The sequence below is a fragment of the Pseudomonas sp. R3-52-08 genome, assembly GCF_003851745.1.
In the GTDB taxonomy this organism is placed as follows: Bacteria; Pseudomonadota; Gammaproteobacteria; order Pseudomonadales; family Pseudomonadaceae; genus Aquipseudomonas.
On record NZ_CP027730.1, the window covers coordinates 4,963,478 to 4,984,550 of the forward strand.

The window sequence follows — 21,073 nt, forward strand, 5'->3', positions numbered from 1 at the left end:
TGAAAGCACCCACTATAGAGGCGAAAAACCCCGACGCAAATCCCCGTTGCGCGCCAGGAATCGACCCGACCGCTGCCCAGTCGCCTGCCCTTCGCTGTAGCTCAACACACCGTTGACCCACACGCCATCAATGCCCTCGGCTGCCCGCTGTGGTTCTTTGAAGTCCGCTACATCCCGCACGCGTAACGGGTCGAACAACACCAGGTCAGCCCAGTGCCCTTCACGAATTTCGCCTCGCTCAGCCAGGCCAAAACGCGCCGCCGACAGCCCGGTCATCTTATGCACCGCTGTGTGCAACGGGAACAACCCGACATCCCGGCTGAAATGCCCCAGCACCCGTGGAAACGCACCCCACAAACGCGGATGGGGAAACGGGTCTTCAGGCAACCCATCCGAGCCGACCATCGACAAAGGGTGCGCCAAAATGCGCCGTACATCCGCCTCGTCCATCCCGTAGTACACCGCCCCCGCCGGTTGCAGGCGCCGGGCTGCGTCCATTAACGGAACATCCCACTCGGCGGCAATGTCCTGCAGGTCACGCCCGCCCATTTCAGGATGCGGTGTAGACCAGGTGATGGTGATACGGAACGCATCGGTGACTTGCTTGAGGTCCAGAGTCGAAGAGCTGGCCGCATAGGGATAACAATCACACCCTACCGGATGGGTTTTCGCCGCCGCTTCAAGTGCCGCCAGCAGTTGCGGGCTACGTCCCCAGTTTCCCGCACCAGCACACTTGAGGTGGGAAATAATCACCGGGGCCCTGGCGTGCCGGCCGATCAGGAACGCTTCGTCCATTGCCTCCAGTACCGGCTCGAATTCACTGCGCAAGTGAGTGGTGTACACCGCGCCATAAGCCGTCAGCTCTTCGCTCAGTTGCAGCACCTCGTCGGTGTCTGCATTGAAGGCGCTGGCGTAGGCAAGGCCGGTGGATAAACCCAGGGCTCCGGCCTCCAGACTCGCCTGCAACTGCATGCGCATGCCCGTGATTTCGTGGGCCGTGGCCGTGCGGTGCAGGTCGTCCATATGATTGCTGCGCAGTGCCGTATGGCCGATCAGGGCGGCGACATTGACCGCAGGGTGGGCGCGTTCCACCGCGGCGCGGTAATCGACAAAGCGCGGGTAAGCAAAGGCGTCGGCATTGCCCAGCAGGTTCATCGGGTCGGGCGGATTACAGCGCAGGCTGACCGGTGAGGCGCTGATGCCGCAGTTACCGACAATCACCGTGGTCACGCCCTGGCTGAGTTTGGGCAGCATCTGCGGATGGCGGATAACCACCGTGTCATCGTGGGTGTGCACGTCGATAAACCCCGGCGCCAATACGCGGCCTGTCGCGTCGATTTCATACTCGGCCATCGCTGTGGACAAGTCGCCGATCGCCTCGATGCGCCCATCACGTACGCCCACGTCAGCGACATAACCTGCACGGTTGCTGCCATCAATGATCTGCGCCTGGCGAATCAGCGTGTCGTACTTCATATCAGTCTCCAAGCGGCAGGCTGTCGGGGCCGCCGCGATAGTCGTCCAGGGCCAGCTTGATCCGGCGCAGGCGCTCCTGGTTGGCGTCAGGCATGGCCAGCGCCAGTTCGGTGGCAAGCAGGTCGATAGCCAGCAGCATTCCATAGCGTGCGGCGGTGGGCTTGTAGATAAAACTGGTTTCAGCCGGTTGCAGCGGCAACAGCACATCCGCCAATTCGGCCAGTGGGGAATCGGCCAGGGTGATGGCGACAACGCGTGCGTCGTAGTTGCGCGCCAGCGTCACCACATCCAACAGCTCAGGCGTAAGGCCGGTCAGCGAGCACACAATCAGCGCGTGTTCCGGCCCCAGGGTCGCGGCGGTCACGCGCATCATCACCGGGTCATGGCAGGCTGCAATCGGATAGCCCAGGCGTACCAGGCGCACCTGTAACTCATCGCTGCACAGGCTCGATGGGCCGCCCATGCCGAACGCGTGGATCATCCGCGCCTTGCCCAACAGGCTCACCGCATCGACAAAGCTGTCTTGATTGAACCCCGACAGGTGCTGGCGCAGCGTCGCTTCGATATCCCCGAGAATCTGCCGATGAAACGCCGACTGTTCCGGCAACCCCGCCGGGTCGAGAAAGCGGCTGCCCACGCCGCTGGCCTGGGCCAGTTGCAGGCGCAGGTCACGCAAGTCGCGGCAACCGACACTGCGGGCAAAGCGCGACAGGGTCGCCGTACTGACCTCGGCCCGTTGCGACAACGCTTCCAGGCTGGCCGACGCGGCAAAGCCCACGTCATCGAGCAGCAGCTTGGCGATACGCCCTTCGCCGGCGCTGAAGGACGCCTGGCGGGCGCGGATCTGGTAGAGGATGTCCATGGGGCTCCGAGTGACAGGATGCGGCTTATAAAACCAGAGACAGGCCGTAGGTGAGAGCGAAGGCAACCACCGAAATCAACGTCTCCAGCACGGTCCAGGTCTTGAAGGTCTGGATCACCGTCATATTGAAGTATTCCTTGATCAGCCAGAAGCCGCCGTCGTTGACGTGGGAGAAAATCACCGAACCCGCACCAGTCGCCAGTACCAGCAATTCCGGGTGTGGATAACCCAGGCCCAGGGCGACCGGCGCGACCACGCCGGAGGCCGTGGTCATCGCCACCGTGGCCGAGCCCGTGGCGATCCGCATCAGCGCGGCGAACAACCAGCCCATCACCAGCGGCGACAGCTGGAACGCATTGGCCAGGCCAAGGATTTCGTGGGTGACACCGGCGTCCACCAGGATGCGATTCAAGCCACCGCCCGCGCCCACCAGCAGCGTGATGCTCGCCGTCGGCGCCAGGCATTCATTGGTGAACTTGAGGATCGACTCACGGTTGAAGCCCTGGGCCAGCCCCAGGGTCCAGAAACTCACCAGGGTCGCCACGAGCAGCGCAATCACCGAGTTGCCGATGAATAAAAGGAACTGGTTGAAGCCGGTGCCCGGCGTGGAAATCACATTGGCCCAGCCGCCAATCATCATCAGCACCACCGGCAACAGGATGGTGCCCATGGTCAGCGCGAAGCTCGGCAGACGGGTACGCGGTTCGCGCTCGATGAACTGGCGTTCCAGCGGGTTTTCCGCCGGCAGGTGAATGTGCGGCACGATGAACTTGGCATAGACCGGGCCGGCGATGATCGCCGTAGGAACACCGACCAGGATCGCATACAGCACGGTCTGCCCAACCGAGGCGTTATACGCCAGCACCGCCATCATCGCCGCCGGGTGCGGCGGCACCAGCGCATGCACCACCGACAGGCTGGCGACCATCGGCAGGCCGACCATCAGGATCGACACGCCCACGCGCCGCGCCACGGTAAAGGCGATCGGCACCAGCAACACGAAGCCCACCTCGAAAAACAGCGGCAGCCCCACCAGAAACGCGATGCAGACCATGGCCCAGTGGGCATTGCGTTCGCCGAAACGGTTGATCAACGTGCGCGCCACCTGCTCGGCGCCACCGGACTCGGCCATCATCTTGCCGAGCATGGTGCCCAGCGCCACCACCAAAGCGATATGCCCCAGGGTCTTGCCGACCCCCGCTTCGTACGAGCCCATGATGGTGTCCGCCGGCATCCCGGCCATCAGCGCCAGGCCAATGGAGACCAGCGTGATAACGATAAACGGGTTGAGTCGGTAACGTGCAATCAGCACGATCAAAGCAATGATGGCGATGGCAGCGTATGCCAATAGCCCGAAGCCCGGTGATGCGGCCATGCGGTACTCCTCGGAAAGGGTCACGTCGAATAGGTTGTGAAACTCATAAATCATTACCGAGGAGGATTTTCAAATTATATGAAAGTAATTTTCGCCCAGGGATAAGCGCTGTCGCGGTGGGATATGCCCGACACTGTCGTATGAAAATTCGAGGAGTGTTCTTACATGAGGATCAGAAAAGGCTGGAAACTCAACCCACGCGGTTGAGTCATAGAATGCACATCCACTGCTGCCAGGAACCGAACATGATGCGTTTCACACTTGCCGCCCTGCTGATTACCCTGTGCGGCAGCGCCGCCGCCGCCGATAACCCGGCACTGAAAAAATGCATGGACGGCGCCAACACCACCGCCGAGATGGTCGGTTGCAACGTCAAGGAGGCCAAGGTGCAGGATGCCCGGCTGAACAAGGCTTACAAGACCGCGCTGGCCGCTCAGGAAGGCAACCGCAAGGACCAGTTGCAAGACCTGCAGCGCCTGTGGATCAAATACCGTGACGCCAATTGCGCCTTTGCCGGCAGTGCCACCGGCGGCACCATCGACCAGGTCAACGGCTCCGGCTGCGTACTGGACATGACCCAGACCCGCGCCCAGGAACTGGAAGACCTGGTCGGGCCGTAACCCTAGTCGTGATGAACCTTCGCCCGCTTGAGCAGCTTCTTGCAGCGCTCCGACAAATGCAGCACGCGCACCTGCTTGCCCGCCTTGCGGTAGCGCTCGCGCAAGGTCATCAGCGCGGCAATCGCTGAATAATCGACGAAGCTCAGGTGCCGGCAATCGAGCGTCACCTGGGCCGGGTCGTTGGCCGGGTCGAATTGGTTCAGGAACGGCGTGGTCGAGGCAAAGAACAACGTGCCGTGCAGACGGTAAAGTTTGCTGCCGTCGGCTTCCAGGTGTTCATCGGCATACAGCTCGCGGGCCTGTTGCCAGGCGAAGTTCAGCGCCGCGATCACGATGCCGCACAGCACTGCGGTCGCCAGGTCAGTGAACACGGTGATGACCGTCACCGCCATGATCACCAGTACGTCATTGAGCGGCACCTTGTTGATCACCCGCAACGACGCCCAGGCAAAGGTCTGCTGGGACACCACGAACATCACCCCCACCAGCGCCGCCAGCGGAATCCGCTCGATCAGCGGCGAAAGAAACAGAATGAACAGCAGGATCATCACCCCGGCGAACACCCCGGAAAAACGTCCACGCCCGCCGGAACTGAGGTTGATCACGGTTTGCCCGATCATCGCGCAACCGCCCATGCCGCCGAACAGGCCCGAGACCATATTCGCCGCGCCCAGGGCCACGCTTTCGCGGTCGGGGTAGCCACGGGTTTCGGTGATCTCGTCGGTGAGGTTGAGGGTCAGCAGGGTTTCCAGCAGACCGACCATGGCCATCAGGAACGCATACGGCGCGATGATGCCGAGGGTTTCGAAGGTCAAGGGAATCTGCGGTAGGGCGAAGGTCGGCAGGCCGCCCGCGATGTGCGCCATATCGCCCAGGGTGCGGGTGGGCAGGCCGAGCAGGTACACCGCCAGGCCCACGCCGAGGATCGCCACCAGGGCCGGTGGCACGGCGCGGGTCAGGCGTGGCAGCAGGTAGACGATGGCCATGGTCACCACGACCAGCCCGGCCATCACGTACAACGGCGTACCGCTGAGCCAGGTTTCACCGTTCTTGAAGTGCTCCAACTGCGCCAGCGCAATGATAATCGCCAGGCCGTTGACGAACCCCAGCATCACCGGGTGCGGCACCATGCGCACCAATTTGCCCAGGCGCAACAGGCCGAAAGCGACCATGATCAGCCCGCCCAGCAGCACCGTCGCCAGCAAATATTCCACGCCGTGTTGCACCACCAGCGCCACGATCACCACCGCCATCGAACCGGCTGCCCCCGACACCATACCGGGGCGACCACCGAACAATGCGGTGAGGGTGCAAATGATGAAAGCGCCGTAAAGCCCCATCAACGGATTGAGATGGGCCACCAAGGCAAAGGCGATGCATTCGGGCAGCAAGGCAAATGACGTGGTGAGGCCGGCCAGGGCATCGGCGCGCAGACGGGTGAGCTTCATGGAATACCAGGGAGTTGCGGGGGATAAGGCGAGGAATGGTACGGAATTGAGCGGCGCGGAGCTAGCCTTCGGGACCGAGGCGCGGCCAATCGGGAGCAAGCCCCCTCCCACATTTGACCGAGTACAGCCGGTGCGACGCGGTCTAGTGTGGGAGGGGGCTTGCCCCCGATTAGCCTCACCTCGATATCAAGCGAACATCACACCATCTCGTGGCGAATCCACTCCACCACCGACGTACGCTTCGGCGCCCAGCCCAGCAGCTCACGGGCATGCTTGCCGCGCACCCGGCTGTTGGAGCCCAGGCCGTAGTTGGCCATTTCATAACCCCACTCGGCCTCAGCCTCGGCCAGCGGCCAGTCCTGCGGTTCGCCCAGTTCAAGCGCTTGCGCGATGGCCGTGGTCATGTCGATAAACGAGGCTTCGCCGCTTTCGACGAAGTAGAACGTGCCCGGCACGTTCTTCGTCAATGCCAGCAGGTACAGCGCGACCACGTCTTCGATATGCACGTTGGACCAGATGTTCTGTCCTGGTCCCACGTGGCGTACTACGCCACTCTTGCGGGCCTGCTTGAGCAAGCGTGGCAATTGCACGCTGTCACGCTTCACGCCCAGGCTGTGACCATAGATCAGGGTGTTACAGATCACCGCCGAATTCACACCTTCCTGGGCAGCGGCCAGGATCAGGTTATCGATCGCCACGCGAGCGGCCTTGTCGACGGTCGGCTCCGGCAGGTTGTCCTCAACGTAAATGACCTCACTGGCCTTGCCGCCCGACGCATCGCCAACGATGCTCGAACCGCTGGTGTGCAGGAATACCTTGTTGGAACCTTTCAAGGCAGCCAGCAGGGTTTCGACGGCCGCATGGTGGTCGCTGCTGGCGGCATTGATCACCGCATCGGCGTGCTGCGCCTGCTCGGTCAATACAGCGGCGTCATCCAGGGTGCCGATCACTGGAGTGATGCCCAGTGCCGTCATTTGCGCGGCTTGCTCGGCGCTGCGCACCAGGCCGGTGACGGCGTGGCCGGCCTTGACCAGGCCGGTGGCGATGGAGCCGCCGATAAAACCGGCTGCGCCGGTAACGAATACATTCATGGAGAGTGCTCCTGACTGGGTAAGTGATGACCCAAGTATCAAGCACGCCCTGGCGTCGAATAACCCCGTACAGGCCAATTCACTCTTGCGCGCCAGTCACGAATCACACCGCATAACGTGCCAGCTTGGCCTGGATAAAATCCAGGAAACACTGGATACGCAACGCCAGTTGCGAATTGCGGTAATACACCGCATGGATCGGCTGGCGATAGCCGCTGTTGAATGCTTCCAGCAGCGGTACCAGGCGCCCGGCCTCGATGTCTTCGTGGGTCATGAAGTTGGACAGGCAACAAATGCCCTGCCCCTGCAAAGCCAGATGGCGCACGGTTTCACCGCTGGACGCGGCAATGCCCGGCTGGATCAGCCAGCTATCGCCCTCGCCATGGCGCAGCGGCCAATGGTTGAGAGTGTCGGTCTGGGTGAAGCCCAGCAAGGTATGCTCGGCCAAGTCGGCGACGGTGCTCGGTGTGCCATGTTGCTTGAGATAGTCGGCGCTGGCCAGGATGTGCAGCGGCGTGCTGCCCAGCGCGCGGGCATGCAGGGTCGAGTCGGCCAGGGCGCCGATACGAATGGCGATGTCGGTGCTTTGCTCCAGCAGGTCGATGATCACGTCGTCGCTGTTGAGCTCCAACTGGATGTCTGGGTACAGGTCACGAAACTCGCCGACGTACGGCAGGATCCCGTGCAGCATGAACGGCACCGCCGCATTGATGCGCAGCCGCCCGGCCGGTTTTTTCTGGCGTGACGACAGGCGTTCTTCCAGCGCCTGCATCTGCGCCAGGATCACCTTGGCCTGCTCGAAGAAATACCGGCCCTCCTCGGTCAGGTCCATGCGCCGCGTGGTGCGGTTGATCAGGGTGGTGTCGAGCTTGGCTTCCAGGCGCGACAAGGTGCGGCTGACCGCCGACGGCGTCTGCCCGACCTGCTCGGCGGCGGCGGAAATCGAGCCGCATTCAATCACGCTGACAAATATCTGTAGTTCATCGGATCGGGCTTTCACGGGCGGTCCTGGTTATCGGCTCGGGCTCATTATTGACCACTCAGCAACAAATGGCCTCCCAACAGCGCCATGCCGGTGAAAAAAACCCGCTTGAACCTCAGCGCACTGATGCGCTGGCGCAACGCCTGGCCCAGCCACATTCCCAGCAAGGCCGGCACCAGCGCCAACAACGATGCACCGACTTCGCCGCCGCCGAGTGCACCGCGCCACGCCAGCCCGGCGGCCAACGCCAGGGTCGACACGCTGAACGACAGCCCCAGCGCCTGCACCAACTGATCACGGCCCAAACCTAATGCTTGCAGATACGGCACCGCAGGAATCACAAACACGCCGGTGACCGAGGTAATGAAGCCCGTGATCAGCCCACACAACGGGCCCAACCAGCGCTCGGTTCGCGGCCCGACCTGGAAAGTGGGCAGGCATAATCCACTCACCGCATACAGCAACAACGCCCCGCCCAACGCGCGCACCACCCACGCCCCGGCGTCCATGCCCAGCCACAGCGTGCCCAGGCCGGCACCGAAAAAAATCAGCAACAGCATCGGCCACAGGCGCTTGAGCAAAGTGCCCAAGTGACCGCCCAGCGCCAGCTGCCAGAGGTTGGTGACCGTCGAAGGAATGATCAGCAACGCCGCAGCCTGTGCCGGCAACATAGCCAGGCCGAGCATGCCCATGGCCACGGTGGGCAGGCCCAGGCCGATCACGCCCTTCACCGTGCCGGCCAGCAGGAAAGTGCCGATCACCAGCATGGTCAGGGCCGGGCCGAGGGTTTGGTAGAAAGCCAGTAAAGTCGTCATAAGCAGAATTGTGCGGTTTTGATGAGCGGTTGGAAATTCGCCATATACTGAGGCAGCCTCTTGTTTTGTGTGAGGCAGAGGAAATCTTGAGCCATGCACTTTGACCTGATCGACCTGCGCCTCTACCTGCACATACTGGACGCCGGCAACATCACCGCCGGCGCCGCCCGCAGCCATTTATCCCTGGCCGCCGCCAGCGCGCGCATTCGGGCGATGGAGGCTTCACTGGGCGTCGAATGCCTGGAGCGCGGCCGCCGTGGCGTCACCCCGACACCCGCCGGCAAAGCCCTGGGCCGCCACGCCCGCCTGCTGCTGCAACAGGCCGAGCATCTGCAACAAGACCTGGCTGAATACGCCAACGGCGTCAAAGGCCAGGTGCGCCTGCTGTGCAATACCACGGCCCTGAGCGAATATCTGCCGGAGCGATTGGCGGACTTTCTGTGCGCGCATCCCAACCTCGATATCGACCTGCAGGAGCTGCCCAGCCTGCGGATCACCCAAGCCCTGCGCCAAGGCACGGCCGACCTGGGGATCATCTCCGATGCGGTGGACAGCTCCGGGCTGCAGACCCTGCCCTTTCATGACGATCCGCTGGTGCTGATCATGCCCGTGGAGCATCCGCTGGCAGCCGGCACAGCGAGTTTCATCGACAGCCTGCAACACGACTACGTCGGCCTCGCCGCCAGCAGTGCGTTGGCGGTGTACCTGGAGGAACAGGCGCTGCATGCGGGGTATCGCCTGCAAACGCGGATCCGCGCCGAGGGTTTCGATGGGGTGATTCGCATGGTCGCCCGGGGCGCGGGCCTGGGCATCGTGCCCAAGGCCGCCCTGGACCGCTGGCCGCCGGACGTTCGCATCAAGGCCCAGCCGCTCAAGGAGGACTGGGCCTGTCGCCACTTGGTGCTCTGCGCACGCTCGTTCGACCACCTGCCGAGTTATGCCAGGGCCTTGTTCGATGCATTGGCCCTGCCCTTGCGGAACAACCCGTAGTACACAGCGCTCAGGATCAGCAAAAACGGCACGCCAAACACCAGGGTCATCTTGAACGCCTCGGTAAAATACGTGGTGATCATCACCGCGCCCATCAGCACCAGGCCCAACAGTGTGCTGTAGGGAAACAGGCGCAGCTCGAAAGACAATTTCGCCCCACCGTGGCGCTTGCGGTAGCGCCGAAAAAACAGGTGCGTGAGGAAGATCATGAACCAGGTGAAGATCGCGCCGAACATCGAGATCGCCATCATCAGCGTGAACGAGCTTTCCGGGTACACCAGGTTGAGCAAGGTCGCCAAGGCGATACCGGAGCTGGACAGCAGCAGGGCATTGAGCGGGATGCCGCTCTTGCTCAACGCGCCCATGGACTTGGGCGCAAAACCCGCGCGGGACAGGCTGAACATCATGCGCGTGGTGATGTAGAGCTGGCTGTTCATCGCCGACAACGCCGCGATCAGGATCACGAAATTCATCACCCCGGTGGCACCGGGAATGCCGATGGTCTGCATCACCGTGACGAACGGGCTCTGGGCTTGGCCGGCCTGGTTCCACGGCACGATGGCGAGCATCAGCGCCAGGGTCAGCAGGTAGAACACCACCAGGCGCACGATGGTCGCGCGAAAGGCTTTCTTCACCGCCCGCTCCGGGTCGGCCGCTTCGCCGGCCGCCACCGCGATCATTTCCACGCTCAAGTAGCTGAAGATCGACACGATCACCGCCATCCACATACCGCTTAACCCATGGGGGAAAAACCCGCCGTGGGCCGTGTAGTTCTGCACGCCGTAATCCGGATTGCCGGAGCCGAACACCACGTACACCGCCAAGATGATGAAGCCGACAATGGCGCTGATTTTGATGGTGGAGAACCAGTATTCGAAGGTGCCGAACGTCTTCACGCTGATCGCATTGAGCAGGATCAGCACGCTGGAAAACGACACGATCCACACCCACTCCGGCACGTTGGCGAACCAGTACTTCATGTACATCGCCACCGCCGTGACCTCCGCCCCCACCGCCAACACAATTGCCGCCCAGTAGGCATACCGCACCAGGAACCCGGCCAGCGGGCTGATGTAGAACTCGGCGTAGGCACCAAAGGAGCCGGAGGTGGAATGGGCCACCGTCATCTCCGCCAGGCACCCCATCAAGATCAAGGTAATCAACGCCCCGATGGCGTAGCTCAGCAACACGCTAGGACCGGCATAGCCGATGGCGTAGGCGCTGCCCATGAACAGCCCGGTACCGATAGCGCCGCCGATGGCGATCATGCTCATCTGGCCGGAAGTGAGCTGGCGCCTCAGGCCCAGTTCGCGGTGGGTAATGTCTGCAAAGCCGTTGCTTTCTGGCCTGGTCACGTGGCGTGCCCCTTTATTATTGTGATTGCTGCTGTTGCCACAGATCCCCTGTGGGAGGGGGCTTGCTCCCGATAGCGGTGTGTCAGTCACTGATATGCCTACTGACACACTGCTATCGGGAGCAAGCCCCCTCCCACATTTGGATCTGGGTGTATTCAGGTGACGCTATGGCGAACCTTGAACTGCGGCTGGTCCCAGGTGGTGTTGTCGAGAATGTCAGCGAGGATTTCCACGGCGTCCCACACGTCGGTAAAGCGTGTGTACAGCGGGGTAAAACCGAAGCGCATGATGCGCGGCTCGCGGTAGTCGCCAATCACACCTCTGGCGATCAGGGCCTGGATCACTGCATAGCCTTGCGGGTGTTCGAAGCTGACATGGCTGCCGCGCCGGGCATGTTCACGGGGTGTGATCAGCACCAGGTGATGGGCCGCACAGCGGGTTTCGACCAGGGCGATAAACAGGTCGGTCAGGGCCAGGGATTTGCTGCGCAGGCTGCTCATATCGGTGCGCTCGAAAATCTCCAGGCCGCACTCGACCATGGCCAGCGAGGTAATCGGCTGGGTACCGCACAGGTAGCGGGCGATGCCGGCACTCGGCGCATAGTTGGATTCCATCGCGAACTGGCGGGTATGCCCGAACCAGCCCGACAGCGGCTGGCGCACCAGGTCCACCAACGTCGGGTTGACCCACACGAACGCCTGGGAGCCGGGGCCGCCATTGAGGTATTTGTAGGTGCAGCCAATCGCATAATCGGCGCCGGCCGCGTGCAGGTCGATGGGCACCGCGCCCGCCGAATGGGCCAGGTCCCAGATGCTCAGCGCGCCGCATTCATGGCTCAAGGCAGTGAGCGCACGCATGTCGTACATGTAACCGGTCTTGTAGTTGACGTGGGTAAGCATCACCACCGCCACGTCCTCATCGATGGCCTGGGGCAGTTCGTCCGGGCTGTTGACCAGGCGCAACGAGTAACCCTGTTGCAGCAACTCGGCGAGGCCTTCGGCGATGTACAGGTCGGTGGGAAAGTTGCTCGCTTCACTGACGATCACCTTGCGCGCCGGTTGGCGCTGGCGCTGCACGGTCAGCGCGGCGCTGAGGACTTTGAACAGGTTGATGGAGGTGGTATCGGTGATCACCACTTCGCCCTCCCGCGCACCGATCAGCGGCGCCAGGCGATTGCCCAGGCGCTGGGACAAGTCCGCCCAGCCCGCGCTGTTCCAGCTGCGAATCAAGCCATCGCCCCACTCCTGCGCGATCACCTGTTGCGCCCGCGCCAACGCCGCCACCGGGCGCGCGCCCAGGGAGTTGCCGTCGAGGTAGATCACGCCCTCGGGCAAGGCAAATTCGCGGCGCAATGGCGCCAGCACGTCCTGGGCATCGAGGGCTTGGCAATGGCTTCGGGTGGTCATGGGTGGTCCTGGTTTTTATCGGGAATATGCAGCAAATAATGAACGAACTTTTAGAGAATTTTCGTGCAAAGTGGTGGGCGAAGGGCTATTTAAGCTGTAGGAAATTCGAATTTAACCTGCAAACACGCGGATTTATGCCAACCATGATTCTTGACGCCACCGACCTGCGCCTCCTGCATTTCCTGCAACAGGATGGCCGTATCAGCAACCAGGAACTGGCGGAAAAAGTCGCGCTGTCGCCCTCCGCCTGCCTGCGCCGTTTGCGCCTGCTGGAGAGCGAAGGCGTGATCAGCGGCTACCGCGCGGTACTCAATGCCGAGCAGTTGGGCATTGAGCTTGAGGCCATCGTGCACCTGTCGTTGCGCCAGGATGTGGAAGACTGGCATGAGACGTTCATCCAGAAAGTGCAGGGCTGGCCGGAGGTGGCCAGTGCCTATGTGATCACTGGCGCCAGCAACTATGTGCTGCGGGTACAGGCGCGCAACCTCAAGCATTTTTCGGACTTTATCGTGAACCACCTGAACCGCACGGCGGGGGTGATGGATATCCGTTCGGAGATTGTGCTGCAGAAGATCAAGGATCGGGATGAGGTGCTGGATCTGGTTATTCGCAAATAGCACCTGCAACAAAGTTCAAATGTGGGAGGGGGCTTGCTCCCGATAGCGGCGTGTCAGTTGACCTATTAGTGACTGACACACCGCTATCGGGAGCAAGCCCCCTCCCACATTTTTTTGACCGCGTTCAGTCCTCGAGGGCTCGGACTCGCTGCAGGCGCTGTTGCTCCATCGGCGCCGTGGCGGGCTGCAATTCAAAGTCAAAATCAATCTGCGCAAACCGACCCTCCACGCCAAACTCCCGCGCCAGTTGCGGGTCGTCACTGAAGCGAATTTCGGCGATCAATTCATCGCGCGTGGCGTAGGCAAAGTCATCATGCAGGTACGGGTCGTCCGACAGGTTTATCTGGGTGGTCAGGTGCCGATGCCCCGGCGCCGAAATGAAGAAGTGAATGTGCGCCGGCCGCTGCCCGTGACGGCCCAATTGGTCGAGGAGCTGCTGGGTCGGCCCGGTCGGCGGGCAGCCATAGCCAGACGGCACGATGCTGCGAAAACGGTAGTTGCCCTGGGCGTCGGTCTCGATGCGTCGGCGCAGGTTGAACTCCGATTGCGTCGGGTCGAACCACGAATACGTGCCGCCGGTATTGGCCTGCCACACATCGACAATCGCCCCCGCCAACGGCTTGCCGTCCGTGTCACGCACCTGCCCGCGCATGAACAGCGGTACGGCATCGTCCGTGCCATCATCCAGGCGCGCTTCGTATTTGGACAACGGCGCACCGGCCACGTACAGCGGGCCTTCGATGGTGCGTGGCGTGCCACCGGATTTGCCGGCTTCGATGTCGGCGGCGTCCATCAACAGGTCCAAGTAATGCTCCAGGCCCAGCCCGGCGGCGAGCAAGCCGGCTTCCTGGTGTTTGCCCAGTTCGTTGAGGTAATTGACCGCCTTCCAGAACTCTTGCGGGGTCACTTCCAGGTCTTCGATGATGTTCACGGTGTCGCGCAGGATCCGGTAGATCAGCGCCTTGGTGCGCGGGTTGCCGCCATCATTGAGATTGCCGCTGGCTTGTTCGAGAAACTGCTGGGCGTGGGCCGTCTGGGACAGTCGGATGGACATGGTGCAATCCTCATCTTGTAATTATCGGGTGCAAAAAAGGCTCAGCGGTCGTCGTCATGGATCGACGACGGGTGCCGACACAGCGCATTCACTTCGATGGTCATATAGGGAAACAACGGCAGTTGCATCAGCGTGTCATGCAGGTCTTGCACGCTCTCCACATCGAACACGCTGTAGTTGGCGTAGTGCCCGGCGATGCGCCACAGGTGGCGCCATTTGCCTTCGTGTTGCAGGCGCTGCGCGAGCGCTTTTTCCTCGGCCTTGAGCCCAGCGGCGCGCTCGGGGGGCATGTCGAGCGGCAGGTTCACGGTCATTTTTACGTGGAACAACATGGCAGGCGCCTCTTAGTGTTTATCCCGACGGAAGAACGCCAGGCGCTCTTCATCGATCGCCAGGCCCAGGCCCGGCGCGGTGGAGACATGCAGCTCGAAGTCGCGATACAGCAGCGGCTCGGTGAGGATGTCTTCGGTGAGCAGCAACGGGCCGAACAGTTCGGTGCCCCATGCCAGCGTGCCCAGCGTGAGGAACGCGTGTGCCGAGGCCAGCGTGCCGATGCCGCCTTCGAGCATGGTGCCGCCGTAGAGGCCGATGCCCGCCGCTTCGGCAATCGCCGCCGTGCGCAATACCGCACGCGGGCCGCCGTTCTTGGCGATCTTGAGAGCGAACACCGAGGCCGCGCCTTCGCGGGCCAGGTTGAAGGCATCCTCGACGCATTCAATGGATTCATCGGCCATGATCGGCGCCGGGCTCGACAGGTTCAGCCGCGCCATGCCGCCGCGGTTGTTGCGCGAGATCGGCTGTTCGATCAGGTCGATACCGCTGTCTCCCAGCACCTGGCAGGCGCGCAGGGCCACGGCCTCGTCCCAGGCCTGGTTGACATCGATGCGCACGCTGGCGCGCTCACCCAGCGCGCGCTTGATCGCGAGTACGTGGGCCAGGTCACGCTCGACTGCACCGGCGCCAATCTTCAACTTGAAGACGCGATGGCGGCGCAGGTCGAGCATCTTCTCGGCCTCGGCAATGTCCTGGGCGGTGTTGCCGCTGGCCAGGGTCCAGGCCACCGGCAAGGCATCGCGCACACGCCCGCCGAGCAGTGCGCTGACCGGCAGGTTCAGGCGCTTGCCGAGGGCATCGAGCAACGCGCTTTCGATCCCCGACTTGGCGAAGGTGTTGCCGCGGATGCTGCGCTCCAGGCGCAGCATGGCGGCGTTGATATTGCTCGCGTCCTGGCCGATCAGCAGCGGCGCGAAGTGCTGGTCGATGTTGACCTTGATGCTCTCGGGGCTCTCGTTGCCATAGCTCAGGCCGCCGATGGTGGTGGACTCACCGATACCCTCGATGCCATCGGCGCAACGCAGGCGGATGATCACCAAAGTCTGGTTTTGCATGGTGTGCATCGCCAGCGTGTGCGGGCGAATGGTGGGCAGATCGACGATGATCGTTTCGATCGACTCGATGGGGCAAATCGGCATGGCAATACCCGTTGGGTTCTTTATAGGTTTGCGCCGATTCTGTGCTGCGTGGTTGAAGGGTTCCAATATAGAATTGGTCTGATTCAATACCTTGAAGGTATTAAAGGAGCCAACATGGAACTGCGTCACCTGCGCTATTTCCAGATGCTGGGGCAGACCCTCAACTTCACCCGTGCCGCCGAACGCCTGCACATCGCCCAGCCGCCGTTGAGTCGGCAGATCCAGCAATTGGAAGACGAATTGGGCGTGGTGCTGCTCGAGCGCGGTCGACCGCTGCGGCTGACCGAGGCCGGGCGGTTTTTCTATGAGCACGCCAATGTGCTGCTCGAGCAATTGGGCACGGTGTGCGACAACACCCGGCGCATCGGCCTGGGCGAGAAGACCTGGCTGGGCATCGGGTTTGCGCCGTCGACCTTGTACGGCGTGCTGCCAGAACTGATTCGGCGGCTGCGCACCCATGAGTCGCTGGCGTTGGAATTGGGCTTGTCGGAGATGACCACCGTGCAGCAGGTCGAAGCCCTCAAGGCCGGGCGCATCGATGTGGGCTTCGGGCGGATCCGCATCGACGACCCGGCCATCGTCCAGCGTGTATTGGTGCAAGACCGACTGGTGGCGGTGTTGCCCAGTGATCACCCATTGCTCGGCGCGCCCGCGAGCCTTGCGCAATTGGCCGCCGAACCCTTTGTGCTGTACCCCGGCAACCCGCGACCCAGCTACGCCGACCACGTGATCGCGCTGTTCGACGCCCATGGCCTGAGCCTTAACGTCGCGCAGTGGACCAACGAGCTGCAAACCGCTATCGGCCTGGTGGGCGCCGGCATGGGTGTGACGCTGGTACCGGCGTCGGTGCAGGTGCTGCACCGGGCGGATATCGGCTACGCGCCGATTGTGGAAGCGACCGCGACCTCGCCGATCATTCTCAGCCGACGGGTGAATGATCAATCGCCGGGGCTCAGTCATTGCCTGCAACTGGTTGAAGAGCTGCTCTGAATTATCCCAGTCGCTGCAATTCAAATGTGGGAGGGGGCTTGCCCCCGATAGCGGAGTGTCAGTCAGTACATCTGTCACTGATACACCGCAATCGGGGGCAAGCCCCCTCCCACCTTTGATCCGCATGGTTTTTTAGAGACTGCGCAGGCGCTTGCGTTGCAGGGTTTGGCTAGGGGCCTCATCGAACAGTTTGCGGTACTCCGCCGAGAACCGTCCCAAGTGGGTAAAGCCCCAGCCCAGGGCGATTTCGGAGATGGTACGCGTGGCACCCTGTTCGAGAATTTCCTGACGCACCGCCACCAGCCGGTGCTTCTTCAAATACGCCATGGGCGACAGCGCGAAGTATTTGCGAAACGCATCGAACAGCTTGAAGCGCGACACGCCGGCCACCGCCTCCAGGTCTTCCAGGTGCACCGCCTCGCGCGCATTGTCGTGCAGGTACTGGCGCGCCCGGATCAGGTAGTGCGGCAACTTCACGCCCAACACGTCGCGCAGTTCTTCGGAGTAGTTGTTCGGCTGGGCCAGGATCAAGCCCTTGATCAGCGAGCTTTCCAGGTCCCGGGTAAACGCCGCTTGCTCGTACAACTCGCTACGGTGCTCAAACTCGGCAATGAAGTAGCGTGCCATGCGCCACCACGAGGCCGGGGCGCCGTCCACCGCGTCCATCACCGGTTCGAAGCGCAGCGGCGCCTCGATCGGCCGTTGCAGCAAACCTTCCAGCGACTCGCTCATGGCCGCGCGCGTGATCACCACCTGCAGCTTGCGGCAGTCACCGGAAATCGCCAGCACCTGATGCTCGTTGGGTGCAATGATCACCCCCTGGTCGCGGTTGGAGCTCAGGCGCTCACCGTTCTTGCTCAGCTCCTGTTCGCCGATCAACGGCAGGCTCAGGCTGTAGCTGCTGAAGTGCTCGGCGTCTTCGATGTCGATGGTCACGTCGGTGCCGTATTCGATCACGCCCAGGGTGGTGGCGCGGGACTTGAACACATTGGCGCTGTGGTGAAAGCGCAGGCGCTCCGGCGTGGCCGTCGCCAAGCGATGGGGCCCGCAGATGCCGCACATCCAGCTGCAGGCACCCTCCAGGTCGAAGCGTTGAATACGGATATCGCGTGTCTGGCTATTCATCAGGTGCACCCACGGCGGTCAGGCGTTTGCGCGCTCTGGCGGCGCGTCGTCAGGGGTCGACAGCAAGTTCCAGGCCACGCCAGCGCGATGCTCACTGGGTGGATAGCAAAGGTCGACTAAGTGGATAACGCCCGGCGGTTTTCGGCTCTTACCCGCACTGACAGTAGCGCATCACGTCACCGCTGCGCACCGAGTTGGGTATTTGCCGCCCAACTTTGCGGCCCATCTTCCCCGATTAAGCGGATAGCCCGCACCCTGCACCGCTGCCTCTAATGAATCACCGATTAGCCCCGATCAAAAAGGTGCCTCCCATGAGTGGTGCAAGAAACGTCGAGCAGTGGAAAACCTTTATCGAAAGTTGCCTGGACTTTCGCCCGGCCGATGAAGTGTTCCGCATCGCCCGCGACATGTTCACCGAGCCCGAACTGTTCGACCTGGAAATGGAACTGATCTTCGAGAAGAACTGGATCTACGCTTGCCACGAAAGCGAACTGGCCAATAACCACGATTTCGTGACAATGCGCGCCGGGCGCCAGCCGATGATCATCACCCGCGACGGCGAAGGCCGGCTCAATGCGCTGATCAATGCCTGCCAGCATCGCGGCACCACCCTCACCCGCGTGGGCAAGGGTAACCAGTCTACGTTCACCTGCCCGTTCCACGCATGGTGCTACAAAAGCGATGGCCGCTTGGTGAAGGTCAAGGCGCCGGGGGAATACCCGGAGGGTTTCGACAAAGCCACCCGTGGCCTGAAAAAGGCGCGCATCGACAGCTACAAGGGCTTTGTATTTATCAGCCTCGACGTGAATGGAACCGACAGCCTGGAGGACTTCCTCGGCGATGCCAAAGTGTTCTTCGACATGATGGTGGCGCAGTCTGCCACGGGTGAGTTGGAGGTGCTGCCGGGCAAGTCCGCCTACACCTACGACGGCAACTGGAAGCTGCAGAATGAAAACGGCCTGGACGGGTATCACGTCAGCACCGTGCACTACAACTACGTGGCCACGGTGCAGCATCGCCAGCAGGTGAACAGCGAAAACGGCGCCAGTGCCGGCACTACCCTGGACTACAGCAAGCTCGGCGCCGGCGACGCCAATACCGATGACGGCTGGTTCGCCTTCAACAACGGCCACAGCCTGTTGTTCAGCGACATGCCCAACCCCAGCGTGCGCTCCGGCTACGCCACCATCATGCCGCGCCTGGTGGCCGAACACGGCCAGCAGAAAGCCGAATGGATGATGCACCGCCTGCGCAACCTGAATATCTACCCGAGCCTGTTCTTTCTCGACCAGATCAGCTCCCAACTGCGCATCATCCGCCCGCTGGCATGGAACAAGACCGAGATTATCAGCCAGTGCCTGGGGGTGAAGCACGAGTCCGACGCCGACCGCGAAAACCGCATTCGCCAGTTCGAGGACTTTTTCAATGTGTCGGGCATGGGCACGCCGGATGACCTGGTGGAGTTTCGCGAAGCCCAGCGCGGTTTCCAGGGCCGCCTGGAGCGCTGGAGCGATATTTCGCGCGGCAGCCATCGCTGGCAGACCGGGCCAACACCCAACAGCGAAGCCATCGGTATCCAGCCGGCCATGACCGGCACCGAATTCACCCACGAAGGCCTGTACGTCAACCAGCACCGCAACTGGCAGCAATTCCTGCTCAACGGCCTGGACCAGCAAGCGCTGAAACTGTGGGAGGTGAAGTGATGAATGCGCAGTTGCAGTACCAGATCGAGCAATTCTTCTACCGCAAATCCGCACTGTGTGACGCCCAGGACTGGGATGCCTATGTGCAGCTGTTCGACCCACAGAGCGAATTCCACCTGCCGCAATGGGACTCCGAACATGTCTACACCCAGGACCCCAAGCGCGAGATGTCGTTGATCTATTACGCCAACCGCTCAGGGCTGGAGGACCGGGTATTCCGCCTGCGAACCGGCAAGGCAGCCTCGGCCACGCCGATGCCGCGCACCTTGCACCTGATCAACAACGTGCGCATTGCCGATTTGGCGGGCGGCGAGCTGGACGTGAAGTTGAATTGGCACACGCTGTTCTACCGGCTGGCGACTTCGGAGCAGTTCTACGGGCAGGCCACTTACCGCCTCAAGCCACACGGCGACAGCTGGCTGATCACCCGCAAGCATGCGTTATTGCTGAACGACACCATCAACTCGGTGCTGGATTTCTATCACCTTTGACGGTGACGCCTTCCCCTGTAGGAGCGAGCTTGCTCGCGAAAAACTCAAGTACACCGTGTGCATCCAGGCTGCCCGGCGTCATCGTTGACGTTCTTCGCGAGCAAGCTCGCTCCTACAGGAAATCACACTTAACCCACGGAGCACTGTGGATGAATCACAAAGTGGCCTTCAGTTTCGCCGACGGCAAGACCTTGTTCTTCCCGGTGGGCGCCCATGAACTCCTGCTGGACGCTGCCTTGCGCAACGGCATCAAGATCCCGCTGGACTGCCGCGAAGGCGTGTGCGGCACCTGTCAGGGGCGCTGCGAATCCGGCGATTACACCCAGGATTATGTCGACGAAGAAGCGCTGTCGAGCCTCGACGTGCAACAGCGCAAAATGCTCAGTTGCCAGACGCGGGTGCAGTCCGACGCCACCTTTTACTTCGACTTCGATTCGAGCCTGTGCAACGCGCCGGGGCCGGTGCACGTGCGCGGCACGGTCAGCGAGGTGCAGTTGGTGTCGGCCGGTACGGCAATCCTGCGCCTGCAAGTGGACGCTGCGCTGGATTTTCTGCCGGGCCAATATGCGCGGCTGGCGGTGCCCGGTACCGACAGCTGGCGCTCCTATTCCTTCGCCAACCTACCGGGCGATCAAGTGCAGTTTCTCGTGCGCCTGCTGCCCGATGGGGTGATGAGCAACTATGTGCGCGAATGGTGCCAGGTGGGCGATGAGGTGTTGATGGAAGCGCCGCTGGGGGCGTTCTACCTGCGGCACGTCACCCAACCGCTGGTGCTGATCGCTGGCGGCACCGGGTTGTCGGCGTTTCTGGGCATGCTCGATGAGCTGGTGGCCCGCGGCTGCGATCAACCGGTGCACCTTTACTATGGCGTGCGCACTGAGCAGGACCTGTGCGAAGCCGCGCGCATCAATGGCTATGCGTCGAAGATCGCGAATTTTCGCTACACCGAGGTGCTCAGCGACGCCTCAGCGCAGTGGACCGGCAAGCGCGGCTACCTCACCGAACATTTCGACCTGGCCGAATTACGGGACAGATCGGCGGATATGTATGTGTGTGGCCCGCCGCCAATGGTCGAATCGATCCAACAATGGCTGGCGGATCAGGCACTTGATGGCGTTCAGCTGTATTACGAAAAGTTTACGCAGAGTAATATCTGACCCTCAGCACTTCTGAGGGGCTGATGCGGCCTGCGCTCACCCTT

At 62.1% G+C, this 21,073-nt stretch carries 20 protein-coding genes; 7 read left to right on the forward strand and 13 right to left on the reverse strand.

Going from position 1 to position 21,073, the window contains the following annotated elements; genetic code table 11:
• Nucleotides 1-12: 12 nt before the first annotated feature.
• Genes C4J91_RS22890 through C4J91_RS22900 form a run of 3 tightly spaced genes read right to left on the reverse strand, consistent with a single transcriptional unit; the run spans nt 13 to nt 3,713 of the window.
• Entirely contained in the window at nt 13-1,476 is a 1,464-nt protein-coding gene (locus C4J91_RS22890) for an amidohydrolase family protein (RefSeq protein ID WP_124364373.1), read from the reverse strand.
• A gap of 1 nt (nt 1,477) precedes the next feature.
• The gene (locus C4J91_RS22895) at nt 1,478-2,338 is read right to left on the reverse strand and encodes a MurR/RpiR family transcriptional regulator (RefSeq protein ID WP_124364374.1); all 861 of its coding nucleotides are present in this window, start codon (nt 2,336-2,338) and stop codon (nt 1,478-1,480) included.
• Nucleotides 2,339-2,363: 25 nt separating this feature from the next.
• Nucleotides 2,364-3,713, reverse strand: a complete 1,350-nt coding sequence (locus C4J91_RS22900) for a gluconate:H+ symporter (protein ID WP_256681621.1) — start codon at nt 3,711-3,713, stop codon at nt 2,364-2,366.
• Between the two features lie 245 nt (nt 3,714-3,958).
• Between C4J91_RS22900 and C4J91_RS22905 the strand changes: the two genes are divergently transcribed.
• A complete protein-coding gene (locus C4J91_RS22905) occupies nt 3,959-4,333 on the forward strand; it encodes a lysozyme inhibitor LprI family protein (protein WP_124364376.1) in 375 nt (124 codons plus the stop codon).
• A 2-nt stretch (nt 4,334-4,335) separates the two neighbouring features.
• Here C4J91_RS22905 and C4J91_RS22910 read toward each other — a convergent pair whose 3' ends face one another.
• From C4J91_RS22910 to C4J91_RS22925, 4 genes are all read right to left on the reverse strand, one after another.
• Complete coding sequence (locus C4J91_RS22910) at nt 4,336-5,781, reverse strand: SulP family inorganic anion transporter (protein ID WP_124364377.1); 1,446 nt, start codon at nt 5,779-5,781, stop codon at nt 4,336-4,338.
• A gap of 197 nt (nt 5,782-5,978) precedes the next feature.
• Entirely contained in the window at nt 5,979-6,872 is an 894-nt protein-coding gene (locus C4J91_RS22915; protein WP_124364378.1) for an NAD-dependent epimerase/dehydratase family protein, read from the reverse strand.
• 103 nt (nt 6,873-6,975) lie between these two features.
• Nucleotides 6,976-7,872 carry a LysR family transcriptional regulator gene (locus C4J91_RS22920; protein WP_124364379.1) on the reverse strand — a complete coding sequence of 299 codons (897 nt, stop codon included), beginning with the start codon at nt 7,870-7,872 and terminating at the stop codon, nt 6,976-6,978.
• Nucleotides 7,873-7,901: 29 nt separating this feature from the next.
• Complete coding sequence (locus C4J91_RS22925; protein ID WP_124364380.1) at nt 7,902-8,669, reverse strand: sulfite exporter TauE/SafE family protein; 768 nt, start codon at nt 8,667-8,669, stop codon at nt 7,902-7,904.
• Between the two features lie 93 nt (nt 8,670-8,762).
• Here C4J91_RS22925 and C4J91_RS22930 point away from each other — a divergent pair, with 93 nt between their 5' ends.
• Nucleotides 8,763-9,659: a LysR substrate-binding domain-containing protein gene (locus C4J91_RS22930; RefSeq protein WP_124364381.1), complete on the forward strand. Its 897-nt coding sequence runs from the start codon at nt 8,763-8,765 to the stop codon at nt 9,657-9,659.
• On the opposite strand, the gene C4J91_RS22935 is transcribed toward C4J91_RS22930, so the two are convergent.
• Both C4J91_RS22935 and kynU read right to left on the reverse strand, forming a co-directional pair.
• Complete coding sequence (locus C4J91_RS22935; protein WP_124364382.1) at nt 9,605-11,014, reverse strand: amino acid permease; 1,410 nt, start codon at nt 11,012-11,014, stop codon at nt 9,605-9,607. The two genes, C4J91_RS22930 and C4J91_RS22935, sit on opposite strands and share 55 nt — an antisense overlap.
• Before the next feature lie 155 nt (nt 11,015-11,169).
• Nucleotides 11,170-12,420, reverse strand: a complete 1,251-nt coding sequence (kynU, locus tag C4J91_RS22940) for a kynureninase (protein ID WP_124364383.1) — start codon at nt 12,418-12,420, stop codon at nt 11,170-11,172.
• Nucleotides 12,421-12,563: 143 nt separating this feature from the next.
• On the opposite strand from kynU, the gene C4J91_RS22945 reads away from it, so the two are divergent.
• Nucleotides 12,564-13,037, forward strand: coding sequence for an Lrp/AsnC family transcriptional regulator (locus C4J91_RS22945; RefSeq protein WP_124364384.1), 474 nt, complete (start codon nt 12,564-12,566; stop codon nt 13,035-13,037).
• 124 nt (nt 13,038-13,161) lie between these two features.
• Here C4J91_RS22945 and catA read toward each other — a convergent pair whose 3' ends face one another.
• Genes catA through C4J91_RS22960 form a run of 3 tightly spaced genes read right to left on the reverse strand, consistent with a single transcriptional unit; the run spans nt 13,162 to nt 15,563 of the window.
• On the reverse strand, nt 13,162-14,091 hold the full coding sequence (gene catA / locus C4J91_RS22950) for a catechol 1,2-dioxygenase (RefSeq protein ID WP_124364385.1): 930 nt from the start codon (nt 14,089-14,091) through the stop codon (nt 13,162-13,164).
• A gap of 41 nt (nt 14,092-14,132) precedes the next feature.
• Nucleotides 14,133-14,423, reverse strand: a complete 291-nt coding sequence (gene catC / locus C4J91_RS22955) for a muconolactone Delta-isomerase (protein ID WP_124364386.1) — start codon at nt 14,421-14,423, stop codon at nt 14,133-14,135.
• A gap of 12 nt (nt 14,424-14,435) precedes the next feature.
• Complete coding sequence (locus tag C4J91_RS22960; RefSeq protein ID WP_124364387.1) at nt 14,436-15,563, reverse strand: muconate cycloisomerase family protein; 1,128 nt, start codon at nt 15,561-15,563, stop codon at nt 14,436-14,438.
• 114 nt (nt 15,564-15,677) lie between these two features.
• On the opposite strand from C4J91_RS22960, the gene C4J91_RS22965 reads away from it, so the two are divergent.
• Nucleotides 15,678-16,553, forward strand: a complete 876-nt coding sequence (locus tag C4J91_RS22965) for a LysR family transcriptional regulator (RefSeq protein ID WP_124364388.1) — start codon at nt 15,678-15,680, stop codon at nt 16,551-16,553.
• A 132-nt stretch (nt 16,554-16,685) separates the two neighbouring features.
• Here the strand turns inward: C4J91_RS22965 and C4J91_RS22970 are convergent, their stop codons facing one another.
• A complete protein-coding gene (locus C4J91_RS22970) occupies nt 16,686-17,678 on the reverse strand; it encodes a helix-turn-helix domain-containing protein (RefSeq protein ID WP_124364389.1) in 993 nt (330 codons plus the stop codon).
• A gap of 311 nt (nt 17,679-17,989) precedes the next feature.
• Between C4J91_RS22970 and antA the strand changes: the two genes are divergently transcribed.
• The 3 genes from antA to antC all read left to right on the forward strand — a co-directional run bounded on the left by antA (nt 17,990) and on the right by antC (nt 21,029).
• Nucleotides 17,990-19,381 carry an anthranilate 1,2-dioxygenase large subunit gene (antA, locus tag C4J91_RS22975; protein ID WP_124364390.1) on the forward strand — a complete coding sequence of 464 codons (1,392 nt, stop codon included), beginning with the start codon at nt 17,990-17,992 and terminating at the stop codon, nt 19,379-19,381.
• Nucleotides 19,381-19,872 carry an anthranilate 1,2-dioxygenase small subunit gene (gene antB / locus C4J91_RS22980; protein WP_124364391.1) on the forward strand — a complete coding sequence of 164 codons (492 nt, stop codon included), beginning with the start codon at nt 19,381-19,383 and terminating at the stop codon, nt 19,870-19,872. The genes antA and antB overlap by 1 nt, the downstream gene beginning before the upstream one ends.
• Nucleotides 19,873-20,021: 149 nt before the next feature.
• A complete protein-coding gene (gene antC, locus C4J91_RS22985; protein WP_124364392.1) occupies nt 20,022-21,029 on the forward strand; it encodes an anthranilate 1,2-dioxygenase electron transfer component AntC in 1,008 nt (335 codons plus the stop codon).
• Nucleotides 21,030-21,073 lie beyond the last annotated feature (44 nt).